13 protein-coding genes are annotated in these 15,300 nt (G+C 41.7%); 9 read left to right on the forward strand and 4 right to left on the reverse strand.

Features of this window, described 5'->3' with window-relative positions:
- Nucleotides 1-13 precede the first annotated feature (13 nt).
- The 3 genes from HGR01_RS11390 (at nucleotide 14) to HGR01_RS11400 (ending at nucleotide 5,200) form a co-directional block, all read left to right on the forward strand.
- Nucleotides 14-3,490, forward strand: a complete 3,477-nt coding sequence (locus HGR01_RS11390) for a PAS domain S-box protein (RefSeq protein WP_045871391.1) — start codon at nucleotides 14-16, stop codon at nucleotides 3,488-3,490.
- A gap of 247 nt (nucleotides 3,491-3,737) precedes the next feature.
- The gene (locus HGR01_RS11395) at nucleotides 3,738-4,112 is read left to right on the forward strand and encodes a response regulator (RefSeq protein WP_045871392.1); all 375 of its coding nucleotides are present in this window, start codon (nucleotides 3,738-3,740) and stop codon (nucleotides 4,110-4,112) included.
- 644 nt (nucleotides 4,113-4,756) lie between these two features.
- A complete protein-coding gene (locus HGR01_RS11400) occupies nucleotides 4,757-5,200 on the forward strand; it encodes a response regulator (protein ID WP_045871393.1) in 444 nt (147 codons plus the stop codon).
- A 171-nt stretch (nucleotides 5,201-5,371) separates the two neighbouring features.
- Here HGR01_RS11400 and HGR01_RS11405 read toward each other — a convergent pair whose 3' ends face one another.
- Together HGR01_RS11405 and HGR01_RS11410 are read right to left on the reverse strand one after the other, a co-directional pair.
- Complete coding sequence (locus HGR01_RS11405; RefSeq protein WP_045871394.1) at nucleotides 5,372-5,767, reverse strand: response regulator; 396 nt, start codon at nucleotides 5,765-5,767, stop codon at nucleotides 5,372-5,374.
- A gap of 58 nt (nucleotides 5,768-5,825) precedes the next feature.
- Nucleotides 5,826-6,953 carry a response regulator gene (locus HGR01_RS11410; RefSeq protein ID WP_071989423.1) on the reverse strand — a complete coding sequence of 376 codons (1,128 nt, stop codon included), beginning with the start codon at nucleotides 6,951-6,953 and terminating at the stop codon, nucleotides 5,826-5,828.
- 1,221 nt (nucleotides 6,954-8,174) lie between these two features.
- Between HGR01_RS11410 and HGR01_RS11415 the strand changes: the two genes are divergently transcribed.
- The 4 genes from HGR01_RS11415 (at nucleotide 8,175) to trxA (ending at nucleotide 10,934) form a co-directional block, all read left to right on the forward strand.
- Nucleotides 8,175-8,813: a tetratricopeptide repeat protein gene (locus HGR01_RS11415; protein WP_045871397.1), complete on the forward strand. Its 639-nt coding sequence runs from the start codon at nucleotides 8,175-8,177 to the stop codon at nucleotides 8,811-8,813.
- A complete protein-coding gene (locus HGR01_RS11420; RefSeq protein WP_155539343.1) occupies nucleotides 8,759-8,986 on the forward strand; it encodes a hypothetical protein in 228 nt (75 codons plus the stop codon). The genes HGR01_RS11415 and HGR01_RS11420 overlap by 55 nt, the downstream gene beginning before the upstream one ends.
- 173 nt (nucleotides 8,987-9,159) lie before the next feature.
- On the forward strand, nucleotides 9,160-10,113 hold the full coding sequence (locus tag HGR01_RS11425; RefSeq protein ID WP_045871399.1) for an RluA family pseudouridine synthase: 954 nt from the start codon (nucleotides 9,160-9,162) through the stop codon (nucleotides 10,111-10,113).
- A gap of 503 nt (nucleotides 10,114-10,616) precedes the next feature.
- Nucleotides 10,617-10,934, forward strand: coding sequence for a thioredoxin (gene trxA / locus HGR01_RS11430; protein WP_045871400.1), 318 nt, complete (start codon nucleotides 10,617-10,619; stop codon nucleotides 10,932-10,934).
- A 321-nt stretch (nucleotides 10,935-11,255) separates the two neighbouring features.
- Here the strand turns inward: trxA and prmA are convergent, their stop codons facing one another.
- Nucleotides 11,256-12,176, reverse strand: coding sequence for a 50S ribosomal protein L11 methyltransferase (prmA, locus tag HGR01_RS11435; protein WP_045871401.1), 921 nt, complete (start codon nucleotides 12,174-12,176; stop codon nucleotides 11,256-11,258).
- 92 nt (nucleotides 12,177-12,268) lie between these two features.
- A complete protein-coding gene (gene serA, locus HGR01_RS11440) occupies nucleotides 12,269-13,849 on the reverse strand; it encodes a phosphoglycerate dehydrogenase (protein WP_045871402.1) in 1,581 nt (526 codons plus the stop codon).
- Between the two features lie 589 nt (nucleotides 13,850-14,438).
- On the opposite strand from serA, the gene HGR01_RS11445 reads away from it, so the two are divergent.
- Together HGR01_RS11445 and HGR01_RS11450 are read left to right on the forward strand one after the other, a co-directional pair.
- Nucleotides 14,439-14,771, forward strand: a complete 333-nt coding sequence (locus HGR01_RS11445; protein WP_155539345.1) for a hypothetical protein — start codon at nucleotides 14,439-14,441, stop codon at nucleotides 14,769-14,771.
- 76 nt (nucleotides 14,772-14,847) lie between these two features.
- Nucleotides 14,848-15,291 carry a chemotaxis protein CheW gene (locus HGR01_RS11450; protein WP_045871404.1) on the forward strand — a complete coding sequence of 148 codons (444 nt, stop codon included), beginning with the start codon at nucleotides 14,848-14,850 and terminating at the stop codon, nucleotides 15,289-15,291.
- Nucleotides 15,292-15,300 lie beyond the last annotated feature (9 nt).

The raw sequence follows: 15,300 nt of genomic DNA on the forward strand, positions 1-15,300 counted from the left end.
ATAAGAAAAAATTATGAAAATCTATTCTAAATTATTATCTTATGGGGTAGCGATTGGCTCACCGGCGATCGCACTTTTGCTGTCGCTTTGGGTAGAGTCGCTGTTGTTTCAGCCTATTAGTGCGTTTTTCTATATAGCTGTAATTGTCAGTACTTGGTATGGTGGCTCTCGTCCAGGAATTGTCACAGTTGTTCTTTCCACACTGGCAATTGATTATTTCTTTATTCCTCCTAAATACCAGATTGGGATGAAGTCAGTATGGCCAGATATATTGCGGGTAATACTTTTCCTACTGGTTGCCTTAATTATTCATTTGCTGACTAGCAACTTTCTCAAAAGTAAACAGAAGATTCAAAAACTGAGCCAGGAATTAGCACAGGAAAAAGCTCAACAACTACGGATGGCGCTATCTGCGGCACAAATGGGGATGTGGGATTGGAATCTGGTAACGGGAGAAATTATTTGGTCGCCAGAACAAGAACAGTTATTTGGCTTGGCGGTTGGGGCTTTTGATGGTAAATATGAAACTTTTGAGGCTTGCTTGCATCCTGAAGATCGTCCAACAGTTGACCAGAAAATACAACAGGCACTACAAAGTCATAGTAACTACCAGAATGAGTATCGCATTATTTGGCCAGATGGTAGCATCCACTGGGTTGAGTCTAGGGGACATGCATTTTATGACGCAGCAAATCAACCTGTGCGGATTACGGGAACTGTGATGGCGATAGATGAGCGCAAACAAGCCCAAGATGCATTGCAGCAAAGCGAACAGCGATATCGTGCATTAGTTCATGCTTCAGCCCAGATTGTCTGGCGCACTGATGCTGAGGGGGGGACAATAGCAGTCCCAGACAATTGGCAAGAACTCACCGGACAATCTCCAGAGGAATGTTTGGGATGGGGTTGGTTAGAAGTGATTCATCCAGATGATCGCGATCGCACTGCTCAAGCCTGGCAAGAATCTTATATAAATCGCAGCTTATATGCAATTGAATATCGCATCCGCATGAAAAATGGCAACTACCGCGATTTTGCGGTTCGGGGTGTGCCAATTGTCGATGCTAATGGGAAACTGCGGGAGTGGATCGGCACTTGTACAGATATTACAGAGCACAAACAAGCAGAAGCAGCCTTAAGGGAAAATCAAATTCAGCTGCAGCGCCAATTGGCTGAAATCGAAACCATCTACCAGTCAGCACCAATTGGGTTGAACGTCTTAGATACTGATCTGCGCTTTGTCCGGATTAATCAGCAACTAGCAGAAATGAATGGGTTTTCGGTAGAAGCGCATATTGGCCATACTATACGAGAGTTGCTACCTGAATTGGCAAACGCAGCTGAACAACTGTTACTCCCCATTTTGGCAACAGGCACACCTGTTCTTAATGTAGAACTAACTGGTAAAACTCCAGCTCAACCAGGCGTACAGCGAACTTGGTTAGAAAGCTTTTGGCCGTTAAAAGATGGTGAACGCATCATTGGTATCAGTACCGTATGCGAAGAAATTACTCAGCGCAAACAAACAGAAATAGCCTTGCGCGAAAGGGAAGCAACTTTACGCTTATTTTTCCAGTATGTACCTGCTGGGATTGCAATGTTTGATCGCGAGATGCGCTATATCATAGCTAGTCAAAGATGGATAGACGACTACAGACTCGATTCTATTGAATCGCTGATTGGGCGATCGCACTACGAAATTTTTCCGGAAATTCCAGAACGATGGCAACAAATTCATCAAAGGTGTATGGCTGGGGCGATTGAAAGATGTGATGAAGAATTGTTTGTCCGCCTAGATGGAAGCCAACAGTGGATACGCTGGGAAATTCGCCCTTGGCATAATGCTACTGGTGAAATTGGTGGCATTATCATTTTTGGTGATGACATTACACAACGTAAACAGGCACAAATTGCCCTAGAACAACTGAATACCGAACTTGAACAACGAGTAGGAGAGCGAACAGCGCAACTTACCCAAACAAATGAGCGCCTGCTAGAGACGGTAATACAGCAGCAAAAAACCCAACTCGCTCTTTTAGAACAGGCACAACTACTGGAGTTTCAGGCTGTAATTACCCGCAATATGGCCGAAGGAGTATGCTTAATCCGCGCTACTAATGCCATTATTGTCTACGCTAACCCCAAATTTGAGCAGATGTTTGGCTATAACTCTGGTGAACTTAACGGTCAGCATGTTTCCATTCTCAACTATGCCACCGAATCGGTAACTGCTGAAGATGTCAATCAAGCCATTCGTGCTGCTGTCTTATCAAAGGGTGAAGCCACCTATGAAGTCCATAATGTAAAAAAAGATGGGACTCCATTTTGGTGTAGTGCAACTTGTTGTGTATTCACTCATCCCCAATATGGGGATGTTCTAGTTGCGGTTCATCAAGACATCACCGATCGCAAAGCGATGGAAGAAGCTTTGCGCCAAAGCGAAGAAAAGTTTCGCCAACTTGCAGACAACATTCAAGTAGTGTTTTGGATCTCAGATCTGAAAATTGGGCAAGTTCTCTACGTGAGCCAAGGATATGAAAGGATTTGGCAAAGAAACTGCCAAAGTTTATATGAAAACCCCTTAACTTGGTTAGATCCTATTCACCCAGACGATCGCCCACTTGTAGAAATTGCCTTTAGGGAACAAAGAATATTGGGAAAATACGACATAGAATATCGGATTATTCAGCCTGATGGTTCCATCCGCTGGATTCACGATCGCGCTTTCCCTATCAGGAATGAACTTGGGGAGATAATTCGCATGACGGGAATTGCCGAAGACATCACCGAACAGCACAAAATTGAACAGATAAAAAGTGAATTTATTAGTATTGTCAGCCACGAACTCCGCACCCCCTTAACTGCAATTCGCGCTGCTTTAGGCTTGTTAAATAGTGGTGTCTACGACAACAAACCAGAAAAATTCAAACGCATGATCGAGATTGCTGCCATCGACAGCGATCGCTTAGTGCGATTGGTTAACGATATTCTCGATTTAGAACGCTTAGAATCAGGTCGTGCAGTTTTAGATAAAAGAACTTACAATGCAGCTGATTTAATTCAACAAGCAGTAGAAGGAGTGCAGGCGATCGCCAAACAGCAAAATATTACCCTAGAAGTAAACTCCACCAACACTAAAGTTTTAGCAGCCGCAGATGCAATTATTCAAACACTCACCAATTTGTTAAGTAATGCCATTAAATTTTCACCTGCCAATTCTACTATTACCCTGAGTGTAGAACAGCAAATAAATTGGGTACTCTTCAAAGTTAGCGATCGCGGGCGTGGTATTCCCCAAGACAAATTAGAAGTCATCTTCGACAGATTTCAGCAAGTAGATGCCTCAGACTCCCGTGATAAAGGTGGCACAGGCTTAGGCCTAGCAATTTGCCGTAGTATCATTGACCAACACGGTGGCAACATCTGGGCTGAAAGTACTTTAGGTATAGGTAGCACTTTTTTCTTTACTCTACCATTGGCTAGGGACTAGGGACTAGGGACTGGGGATTGGGGACTGGGGACTGGGGAACTCGGGGCCCCCTCTGGGGATAAGGGGTAATGGGGACTGGGGACTGGGGACTGGGGAACTCGGGGCCCCCTCTGGGGATAAGGGGTAATGGGGATTAGGGACTGGGAAAAAATAGGGGAGCAGGGAGCAGAGGGAAAAATAACAAACACCAATTACCAATTACCAATCACCCATTACCAATTACCAAATGACAAATGACAAATGACAAATGACCAAACAAGTATTAATTGTTGATGATGACGAGCACCTCCGAGAACTGGTACAGGCTTGTTTAGAAGACTTAGGGGGATGGAAAACAATGACAGCTCCATCAGGGAAGGAAGCGTTAAAAATTGCCCAGACAGCACCCATTGATGCGATTTTGTTGGATGTATCCATGCCTGATATGGATGGTTTTGCAGTATTCGAGAAACTGCAAGAAAATATGGTTAGCCAATCGATACCAGTAATTTTATTGACAGCGAGAGTTTTGCCCAGAGATCGCGATCGCTTTGCACTCATGGGAATTGCTGGAGTCATTTCCAAACCTTTTGAACCCATTACTATTTCCCAGCAAGTTGCAGATATTCTCGGTTGGGATTGATTTGAAAGTGCTAGGTGCTGACTGCTGAGTAAACCCCAAGTACACTTTCATACAATACTTGTGAAATTTGTTTCATCAGAACAAGCTATCTTGATGAAACAGCGATTATTGCTATCTAGTATCTGAAGCCATACTAATGACAAATAACAGCTACTTATACCAATTTGAAAAAAGAACGCGACAGATTGTAAGGGCACAGCATTACCGTGCCCTCTAGAATATATTGATGTGTCGCAAACATTATTTTAATTGGTATTATTTCTCAGAATATTAATTTCTTTATTAGTTCTTTATTTTTATCCTTTATCTTTCTTGTGAGTGCATCAAAGTTTCTCAACTTACAGGATAAAGCTATGAGTGTTGGTCAGAAACTTGTAAAAAATATTTCAGCGTGCTACCGATTTGAAAAAACAATGTGGCAGAGATACATTCCGTAACTATTATTATTTCTGGCTTGGTTTTGAATTGGTATGACTTTATTTTGCTTCCAAGTCGTACTACTAGCAAAATGCCAGCACCAGCATTTATAGCGCCGATTTATTAAAGAAAATCTGTAAAAATTAGCACATTTTTAACCAACTATATATCTAGCATCACTAAATCTCTTTTAGATGATGAATTTTACCTTTTTGGAGCTTAATTCAATGAAGACTGGGGAGAAAATCACTATAAATACTAGAAAAATCTTACTGATCGATCATGAATTGATTGTAAGGGAGGTTTTGGAACTGTGCTTGCAAGATTTAGCGAATTGGGATGTAATCACAGCCGATTCTCCATTATCAGGATTGGAACAAGCAGAACTTGAGCGCCCTGATGCAATCGTCTTGGATATCGGAATGCGTGGTAGCTTTATGTTTCTACAACAACTAAGAAGCAATCGCAAAACTAAAGCAATTGCTGTTGTGTTACTAAGTGCAAATGCAAAATGGCTAGATCCAAAATTTCTGCAACAGTATAAAATTTCAGGTATTATACTTAAGCCATTCAATCCAGTGACGCTACCTGTGGAAATCGCTAAACTTTTGAATTGGAATTATAATGTACTACTTAATTCCCAAAATAACTTAACATCTATAGTTCGATGAGTTACAAATTATTGTAAGGACGCACAACTATGCGTCCTTACCTATGTACTTAATTTACTGGAACGATATAGAAATCATATTTAATTGTTGCCAACTCAGGTATATTTTTATTCTTTATTTACTGTTACTCCTTTTACTATAAATTTGCAGCGCTTGTTATTTTTTTTCGATTCATGATATAATGTAGTTCCAACCAGTCACGACTTTAATTGCACTTAGTAGATCTTCGGGAGTATAAGGCTTAGTTAAATAAACATCAGCACCTTGTTTTCTAGCCCATGCATGATGAACTGCCTGATTTTTATTACTACAGATCACGATTGGCATTTTTTGACTACTTAAATTTATTTTCAGGAAGCGGCACAATTCAAATCCACTCATTCCTGGCATTACCACATTAGTAACTATTGCATCTGGTTTTTCCTCTAATGCTATTTCTAAAGCCTCTTTAGCAGCAGAAGCTTTAACTATTTTGTAACCCCAGTCTCCGAGATAATAACTCATCAGTTCCCATTCTCGCAGAGAGTCTTTGACAATGAGAATCTTGCCAGCCCAAGTAATACCCAACCCTCAACCTCCCAAAAAAATAAGTAGGTTTGGTATTGTTATACTTCTGATTGCGAAATTACACCATGTGTTGAAAGATAATTTTCAACAAGTCTCCTTGCGTAAAAGGTTTAGTCAAATAGCCAGAAGCCTTGACTATCTTGGCTTTAGCTCTATCAATCAACCCTGTTTTAGCTGTAACCATAATTACAGGCGTATTTTTAAATTGGGAATGTTTACGCAATAAAGAACATAATTCATACCCATCAAGATGTGGCATGTTAATGTCTAATAAAATTAAGTCAGGTTTGGTGCGAAGAATTTCCATTAAAGCTTTTAATGAATCTGTAACTCCAATGACAGAAAACATCTGCTCATCTAAAAAACTTTTAATAGCATTTAAGACGCTAGGGCTATCATCAATGCAGAAGATAGTGTATAGTTTCTGGTCTGTAGTCGCAGGCTCAAATTGATGAAATTGATTATCTGTCTGCTGCAGGTTCGCAGTTAAATTATCGGAGGTTTCGGCAACTTGATTACTACCTTGCTTTGGGAAAATTGGTGGAGTTGTACCTAAAGATGGCGATGGTGTTTGACGTGCAAATTGTGAACCTGGATTTTGGGAAAATTGCGGTTTAAGATGACCTCTATATAGTGATGATTTATCCCCAAAAGGAGCTGCTCCTCTATATTTTTGACATTGTTCAACTAGTAGGCGTAAATTGAGATAACAAAACTTTGGCAAATCATCTAAAAAACTTTCGGGAATAAATTCGTAACTACCTTCTTCCAACTTCAAAAATGAGTCGAGAACTTCTAACGCCAATTGTTCAATAATAATTCCGGCTTGCGAAGAACTAATATATTTTTGATTGACTAACCAACAAATAGCTAGATAATCTGGATTTGGTATTGCTTGATTTTCGATCCCAGTCTCAAAAATTGCCCGTAACTGTTGATCGATTCCTTTGGGAAGAGTGGAAATTTGCTGACTTAAACGCTGCAAGTGTCTGTAAAGAGACTCAAACATTTTTTCTGAGTAGCAAGCGTAAATCAGTTTACCTTCTTCTATATATATTGACCAAGACCCTGATGAGCTGAATACTTGCAAACACCCAGTTACAGATTTATTTGTGATTTTTTTTAAGAGAGATAATGGCTGTAGCTTTTGAAAAAACCTGTATCTACTAATAGGAAGTGTCTTCATTGGGACGGCTCTAAGATAAAAGCAATATTTTTAATCGAAATTTTTGGAAACCCTTTCTGAGCATTACAGGGATCAAGTTAGAAGTGCTTTTAGATAGACATAGCGCTTTACGTCTAGGCGAGTAGAAGCAAATCTCGCTAACTCCCAACTCCCTGTCACACTAGAGTGCAGTTCGATGCACTCTAGCTTAGTAGAACAGCCATGCTATTTCTTGCCAAATAGCAAAATGGCTATACCTGCTCCCAGGAAACAGTATTCCAAAAATCAGCTTTACTTTCTGTATCTTTCGCTAATCTAGCTCATCTCACAGTAACGCAAGCGTTACAGCTAGTGCATTGCTCATGCATTAATTGCATGAAATCATTGCTCATGAGCTTTTTTAGCGACATTTGACATTACGTAACTAGTTAACCTTGAGGATGTCTCCAATTTGTGAAACTGTATTTATTGTAACTAAGTAAATATTTACCCTAATATTTTACCAAATTGGAGATCGTAGTGGTTCTCTCTAGAAACTTGGATAAAATTATCACTTGTTTCACAACTATGGTAACTTAGCACCGAGGAATAATCAGTTTGGATTGGATACGCAGATTGTGTATGGTAAGATGCAACGGCAACCGATTTAGCAGCAGGCAAGCTTTTCATCAGCAATAGCAACATATTTTGCTTTTATAAGGGAAAAATAGCCAATCTGCACAATTTGAAGGGTCTAAAGGCCCGATGCCAGAACATTTACTCAACTAGATTTGAAATTGCTATGTTGTGGCTTCGGCGAAGGATTAGCCTGCGATCGCAACGCTTCGCAATTTTTCAGATCAATAGTAAATATTCAGTAACTTCCCTACTAAAACTTAGGTTACTGCAAAATTCATAAAAAGGGAAAAGAAATATGTGAATTTTGTGAAAAGTAAATGAAGGAATTATGAAATAGAGCTATCTACATTAAAAATGTTATTCAAAAATAAATATTTATTTGGTTTATCCGGTTAACTAAAAAATGTACAGAAGATATCATTTTTTAGTTGATTTTTAATACCTGTACGGTAATCATCAATTGAGAAAAAATTGAGCCAGTCAGGGGCAATTTCACCCCTTGGAGCAAGTTTAACCCCGCACATGGCGCTGGCTTACCTACGTAGATTTTACAAATGGTGCAGGAATTCTCTAGTTGTTCTATGTATAGGTAATAATAAGAACAATGCATTTCGAGAGTAAGAAATGACTGTAAGCCCTAACCTATCAGAGTTGCTTCAGCAAGGACATGACCAACTGGATGGGGGAAATTACCACCAAGCTTTAGATACTTTTTACCAAGCGGCTGCACTAGAAGCCCAAAATCCACAGGTATTATATGGCTTGGGTTTAGCTTGCTATCGACTTGAACAATATCAAGATGCCATAGGATATTGCAGCCAAGCTTTGATAATTGAGCCAAACTACATTTTGGCATTAGCTAGGCGCGGATTGGCTTACAAACAGCTAGAGCAAACACAGTTAGCACAGGCTGACTTTGAGCAAGTTATCGCACTTACCCCTCAAGATGCAGAAGATTGGCATGGTAAGGGAATTACTCTATGGGCGTTAGAACAATATGAAGATGCGATTGTATATTACAACAAAGCTATAGAAATTAAACCTGACTATCACCGTGCTTGGTACAGCTGCGGACTAGCGTTGGAACAATTGAGGCGATATGAAGATGCACTTACATCGTTTAACAAAGCAATAGAAATCAACCCCGACTATTGCCATGCTTGGAATGATAAGGGAATGGCACTGAGTAATTTAAGTAGATATCGAAGATGCGATCTGATCGCAATCTTAGCAACACGGTGGCGATCGCAGGTGTCGGATTAGCGACTAGCCAAGTAGCATCTTCCATCATTCTTGCCCAAGAACCCCCACCCCCAGATATTCCCTTTTTCCAAACTCCGGCGTTTTGGTGGAGTCTCACAACTGGCGTAGTTGCTAGCCTCATTCTTTGGAGTATTCTGCGTTTGTATCGCCTGATTGCCAATCGCTTTCAATAAAAGCGACGGGAAACTCTATCGCCTTGTGGGTGGACAGGGATAGTCGCACCGTCGCTTGGGGCATTGGGCATTGGGCATTGGGCATGGGAGGATTGATTGTTATTGTTCCTTGTGGGTGTGTGGTTCGTTAAAATTAACTAGCATTCACTTAATTAGCAGCACTTCTAGATAGGGTGACCGAATTTAATTTACAAGTCCAAGACAGCAGCGAACGCCTTGATCGCTACCTTAGCCAAGAGTTACCAGATTTATCCCGTTCGCGTATTCAACAGTTAATCGAACAGGGTAATGTGCAGCTGAATGGTAAAGTTTGCACATCGAAAAAAATTAATGTGAAAACAGGCGATCGCATTACTCTAGAAATACCAGAAGCTCAACCCCTACAACTGCAAGCGGAAGATATTGCTTTAGATATTCTCTATGAAGATGATCAGCTACTTATTCTCAATAAACCCGCAGGTTTAGTTGTCCATCCTGCACCTGGTCATCCTGATGGAACTCTCGTTAATGCTTTATTAGCACATTGTCCCAATCTTCCGGGAATTGGGGGTGTGCAGCGTCCGGGGATTGTCCACCGTTTAGACAAGGATACAACAGGTGCGATCGCGATCGCTAAAACAGATATCGCCTATCAACACCTGCAAGCACAACTCCAAGCTAAAACTGCACGACGTGAATATTTGGGTGTCGTTTACGGTGCGCCAAAAGCCGAAAGTGGTGTGATAGATTTTCCGATTGGTCGCCACCGCCAAGACCGCAAAAAAATGGCAGTGGTTCCCATCGAAGAAGGCGGACGCAATGCAATTACCCATTGGCAAGTCCGAGAACGGCTTGGTAATTACACATTAATTCACTTTCAACTCGAAACAGGACGCACCCATCAAATTCGCGTCCACAGCGCCAAAATTGGGCATCCCATTGTTGGCGACCCAGTTTATGGTTCTGGTCGTTCTATTGGGGTAAATTTGCCTGGTCAAGCATTGCACGCTTGGCGGTTAAAGTTACAGCATCCTATATCTGGTGATTTAATTGAAGTGACAGCCCCCCCACCCCAAACCTTTGTTACTCTGCTAGAAGTTTTAAGACGGCGTGCTTTTAGTAGTGCTGCATTGGAGAGACGCGATTAATCACGCCTGTACAAGAGCTGACTTTTCACGGCATGTGGAAAACGTCATTTTGCGCTTTCTCTCAACCCCTATTTTTCCGTTACCTATTGTCATCAATTTAATACTCTTGCGAATGAAACTGTGGAAAAAGCTACGTAGTTTGCTTGGTTGAGGACTTACCGTGAAAAGTCAGGTACAAGAGGGCGGGGGAGAAAGAGTTTTTTGGGTTGTTCTACAGATGGAGTATTAATAACTAATCAGTTAAAAATAATATGAATTATGAATATGAATTATTAAATATTAAGAATATTAAGTTATAAAATAAACCTTAAATTTTCTGTTGTGAGTTGTTTACCGTAATGCAATTTTTTCACAAATTTGCTGCATTAAAAGTAGAGTTAAAGCATCTTTCAAAGGTTTGATATTTCATGCTGTTGACTTACTTTAAAACAAAATGATGTTACACCTTTTCTTGAAAGTACGCATTAATATTGAAATCAAACAAGAGAAAATCGGTGTGTCACATGGCTACTAAAAAACAATTCAACAGCTTTGAAGAAATGCTGAGTGATTCTGATGTACCTGTTTTGGTAGATTTTTACGCAGATTGGTGTGGCCCTTGTCAGATGATGGTGCCAATTTTAGAACAAGTGAATGCCCAATTAAAAGACCGTCTACGGATAGTTAAGATAGACACAGAAAAATATGCAGAGTTAGCAACCAAGTATCAAATTTACGCCTTACCCACCCTGATGTTGTTTAAGCAAGGTCAACCAGTAGACAAAATTGAGGGTGTAATGCAAGCACCGCAATTAGTCCAACATCTACAAACTAAGCTTTAGGGCATTGGGCATGGGGCATGGGGCATTGGGTAATGGGTAATGGTAATTTCTCCTTATCTGCCTTATCCCCCTCAATACTTGTCGGTTAAGGGGAAAAGGGGAATGGGAAAAGGGAAAGAAAAAACCTTGAACCCTTAACCTTTAACCTTTTCCCCAAAACCAATTTTGAGTTCAAAACGCTATCCCTTGTAGTATTGTCATCCCCCTAATCCCCATTACCCCTGATCCCCAGAGGGGGCCCCGAGTTCCCCAATCCCCATTACCCCTGATCCCCAGAGGGGGCCCCGAGTTCCCCAGTCCCCAGCCCCCAATCCCCAACCCCTACGACCGTCGCACATTCAAGCAACACCATTCTTTCTTCTTCCACAAAGTAGCAATCACCCAGCCGTGTTGTTCTAAGGCATCAGCTACGGCTTTGGATTGCTCAAGTAAAATGCCACTGAAGATAGCCCAAGTGCTAGGTTTGGTAATCGCGGTGATTTCGGGGACTAATTCGATAATTACATCAGCTAAAATGTTGCAGACAATGCCATCTACTGGTGCTTCAATCAGTTTTTTGAGGATGTCTACGCTGCCTTCTGCTGGGATCAAGCGTTTTGGGTTAATGTCGTTGAGAGCGCGATTGCTGAAGGTGGATTGGACTGCTAATGGGTCATTATCCACTGCATAAACTTTTTCTGCCCCTAGTAAGACTGCGCCAATAGAAAGGATACCAGAACCACAACCAATATCAGCAATTACTATTGGCTCTTTTTGAGTGTCTGAATTTACAAATGATTTAGGTAATTGACTCAGCCGCATTTCCAGAGATTCTAAGCATAACTGAGTTGTGGCATGGTTGCCTGTACCGAATGCTACACCAGGGTCGAGGCGAATTACTAAGCGGTCTGTGGATTCTGGGAATGGTAGCCAAGCTGGATTAATCAAAAAGCGATCGCCTATTTCTTCTGGTTGCCAATATTGTTTCCAGCTAGTAGCCCAATCTTCTTCATCAATTAATTGCCAGTTTAAATTTGGCTCTGATAACCCTACACATAGCGCATCTTGACGTAGCCACAACGATAGTGCTGCCAAATCTAACAAATCTACCTGAAATTCTGGTAAATAAGCCTTGACGAGTGAAGAATTGCCTTTACCTTCAATTGCTGTACCACGACAGCCAAAATTTTCCAGTCGCCAAAAGATTGTATCTTCTAGGTCTGGTTCAGCTAATATCTGTAATTCCCACCAGGTGTTTGCCATCTTTTCAGTGCTCAGTTCTGAGTGCTGAGTGATGAGAAAGTCCTGAGTTGATTCTTCTTCTACTCAGAACTCGCTACTCAGCACTCAGCACTTTATAGTGTTACTGTATACGCGTCCCGAATGCCTGGTACTTTGGTAATCTCATCCAAAATGCCCTCTGGTAAGGGATCATCAATACTGAGAGCCATGACTGCATCACCACGGACGATTTTGCGACCTACCTGCATACTGGCAATATTGACATTAAAACTGCCAAGTAGGGAACCAAGTTTACCAATGATACCCGGCATATCGCGGTGCAGGGTAAACAGCATATATTTGCTGGGGGGAACATTAATGGGGAAACCATCAACGTCAGTCAGGTGGATTTCTTTGTCACCTAACAAAGCACCAGTGACGCAATGTGTTCCTAAAGTGCCTGTCGCTTCTAGATGCAAGGAACCTGCATAGTCACGTACAGAGGCATCTCTGGTTTCAATCACCCGGATTCCCCGTTCTTTAGCCTCAATGCTGGCATTGACGTAATTTACTCGTTCCCGCAGTGCTTGGTATAGAAGTCCTTTTAGGGATGCTACCACTAAAGGTTGGCTTTTGTTAGTTGCTAGTTCGCCTTGCAGTCTGATGTTGAGTAATTCTACTCGACCGCCTGCTAGTTGTCCTACGAGATTTCCCAAGGTTTCTGCTAGCTGCATATAGGGTTTGAGTTCTTCCAGGACATCGGGGCCGAGTCCGGGAATGTTCACAGCCGAACGTGCGGGTAATCCTAAGAGGACATCACGGATTTGTTCAGCCACATCAATCGCCACATTCACTTGCGCTTCTGCAGTTGATGCTCCCAAGTGGGGGGTGAGGATGATGTCTTTACCAATCGATCGCAAATCCGATTCGGCTAATGGTTCAGACTCGAATACATCTAAGGCTGCACCAGCTATTTTACCTTCTTTGATTGCCGCCGCTAAAGCTGCTTCATCAATGATCCCACCACGGGCGCAGTTAATAATCCGGGCAGTAGGCTTCATCTTTGCCAGGGTTTTGGCATTGATTAAATGCGCTGTTTCTGAAGTTTTGGGGATGTGTAAGGTGATGTAGTCTGCTTGCTGGATGAGCAAATCTAAATCAACTAATTGACAACCAATTTGTTCAGCTCGTTCTGTAGAGATGAAGGGATCGTAACCTAACAACTTCATTCCCATCGCCTTAGCTACAGCCGCCACGTGGGAACCAATTTTACCCAACCCAACAATACCGAGAGTTTTTTTGTAAACTTCCGCGCCGACAAAAGTTTTGCGATCCCACTCACCTTTTTTCACCGAGACATTTGCATCGGGGATGTGACGAGACAAAGCCAACATCATGGCGATCGCATGTTCGGCTGCTGCGATCGTGTTACCTTCAGGAGAATTGACAACCACAATCCCGTGGCGTGTGGCAGCGGGAACATCCACGTTATCCACACCCACACCTGCACGACCGATAATCTTTAACTGCGTGCCGGCTTCAATAATTTCTTGGGTGACGCGTGTACCCGAACGAATCATCAGCGCATCGTACTCACCAATAATTTCTATCAGTTCTGCTGGTTTTAAACCTGTTTTGACATCAACCGTTGCTACTTGCGAGAGAATGTCAATTCCAGCCTGGTCAATAGGATCGGAGACAAGAACCTTGGACATGATTACTTTGTTTAAAGCTACAAGTTTTGCTGCACAAGACTTTTTAGTTTAGTCTTTATCCGTTGCAATTCAGCAAAAATTCTTTATTGTAATATCAACTTATCCTTACACTGACACCTCTCACTGAGGGTATATATTAGTTACACAGGTGATATGGCGCTGCTGCCAAATGTGCTGAGTGCTGAGTTGCAAGTCAGAATATACTCTTCTGCCTACACCTCTGCTTCTGTTTTCTCACCTTGTCCCTTGTTGATGCTAGGTGCTGAGTTTCAGAATTTGAATTGATTTTTACTGCCTCCTATATTTGAATATCAGTGACTGTTCGTGTCACCTTTGGGTAAATATAAACCATGAATAGGGGACAGTATAGATATATTTATTAATCGTTAAGAGTTATCTGTATTTCTTTCTGGCTACGCAGTGGCTCAGGAATATCACTTGACGTTGCATTCATCCCCAGTAACACAGTACTGCTGAGTATCACTTTATTACTGTCAAGGTGTGTGCGTAGGCGTAACCCTTTCTTTTTAACGCGCCTATTTGTAGGTTCCAAATCTTAATACTTTGAACAAAGCCGGATTCAGTTTTCTTGAGATTTTCTTTACGAATCATCTCTTACATTAACAATGCCAACCTATACATTAGTAATGTCAACCGATACGTTGGCAATGTCAACCCTTACATTGGCAATGTCAACCCACACATTAGCAATGTCAACCGATACGTTGGCAATGTCAACCCACACATTAGCAATGTCAACCGATACGTTGGCAATGTCAACCCACACATTAGCAATGTCAACCGATACGTTGGCAATGTCAACCCCTACATTGGCAATGCTGATGAAGCAACTTGTGTGTACACTGTAGGCGCGTGGGAAGGGGAAAAGGGAAAGAAAAAACCTTTCACCCTTAACCTTTAACCTTTTCCCCAAAACCAAATTTTGGGTTCCAAACCCTATCTCTTGTAGTATTGCTTCCTTCCCCACCCCAACCATCATGACTGAACAACTGTGTACCTTTTTCCTCAACGGCATTTTTTTTGGGATTGACGTACAGCACGTTCAAGAAGTGATTCGTCCCCAAGTAATGACACCTGTACCCTTGGCTCCCTCAGATATTTGTGGCTTAATTAACCTGCGGGGACAAATTCTCACAGTCATTGATTTACAGCAGCGTTTAGAAATGGGTAAATCCACCATCCGCACCACAACCCCACTAGATGAAGCCCAAGGATTTAATATAGTTGTCTCGACTCACGATGAAGTAGTTAGCCTCCTGGTTGATGATGTTGGTGATGTCTTAGAATTCACACAAAATACATTTCAACCCCCACCAGCAACTTTAAAAGGTAGAATGCATCAGATGCTAGCTGGAGCTTATCCATACGCAGGGGGTTTGCTGCTAGTTCTAGATACTAAAAAAATTTTAGCTGCCAATTGAGGAGCACTT

The organism is Tolypothrix sp. PCC 7712 (assembly GCF_025860405.1).
GTDB lineage: Bacteria > Cyanobacteriota > Cyanobacteriia > Cyanobacteriales > Nostocaceae > Aulosira > Aulosira diplosiphon.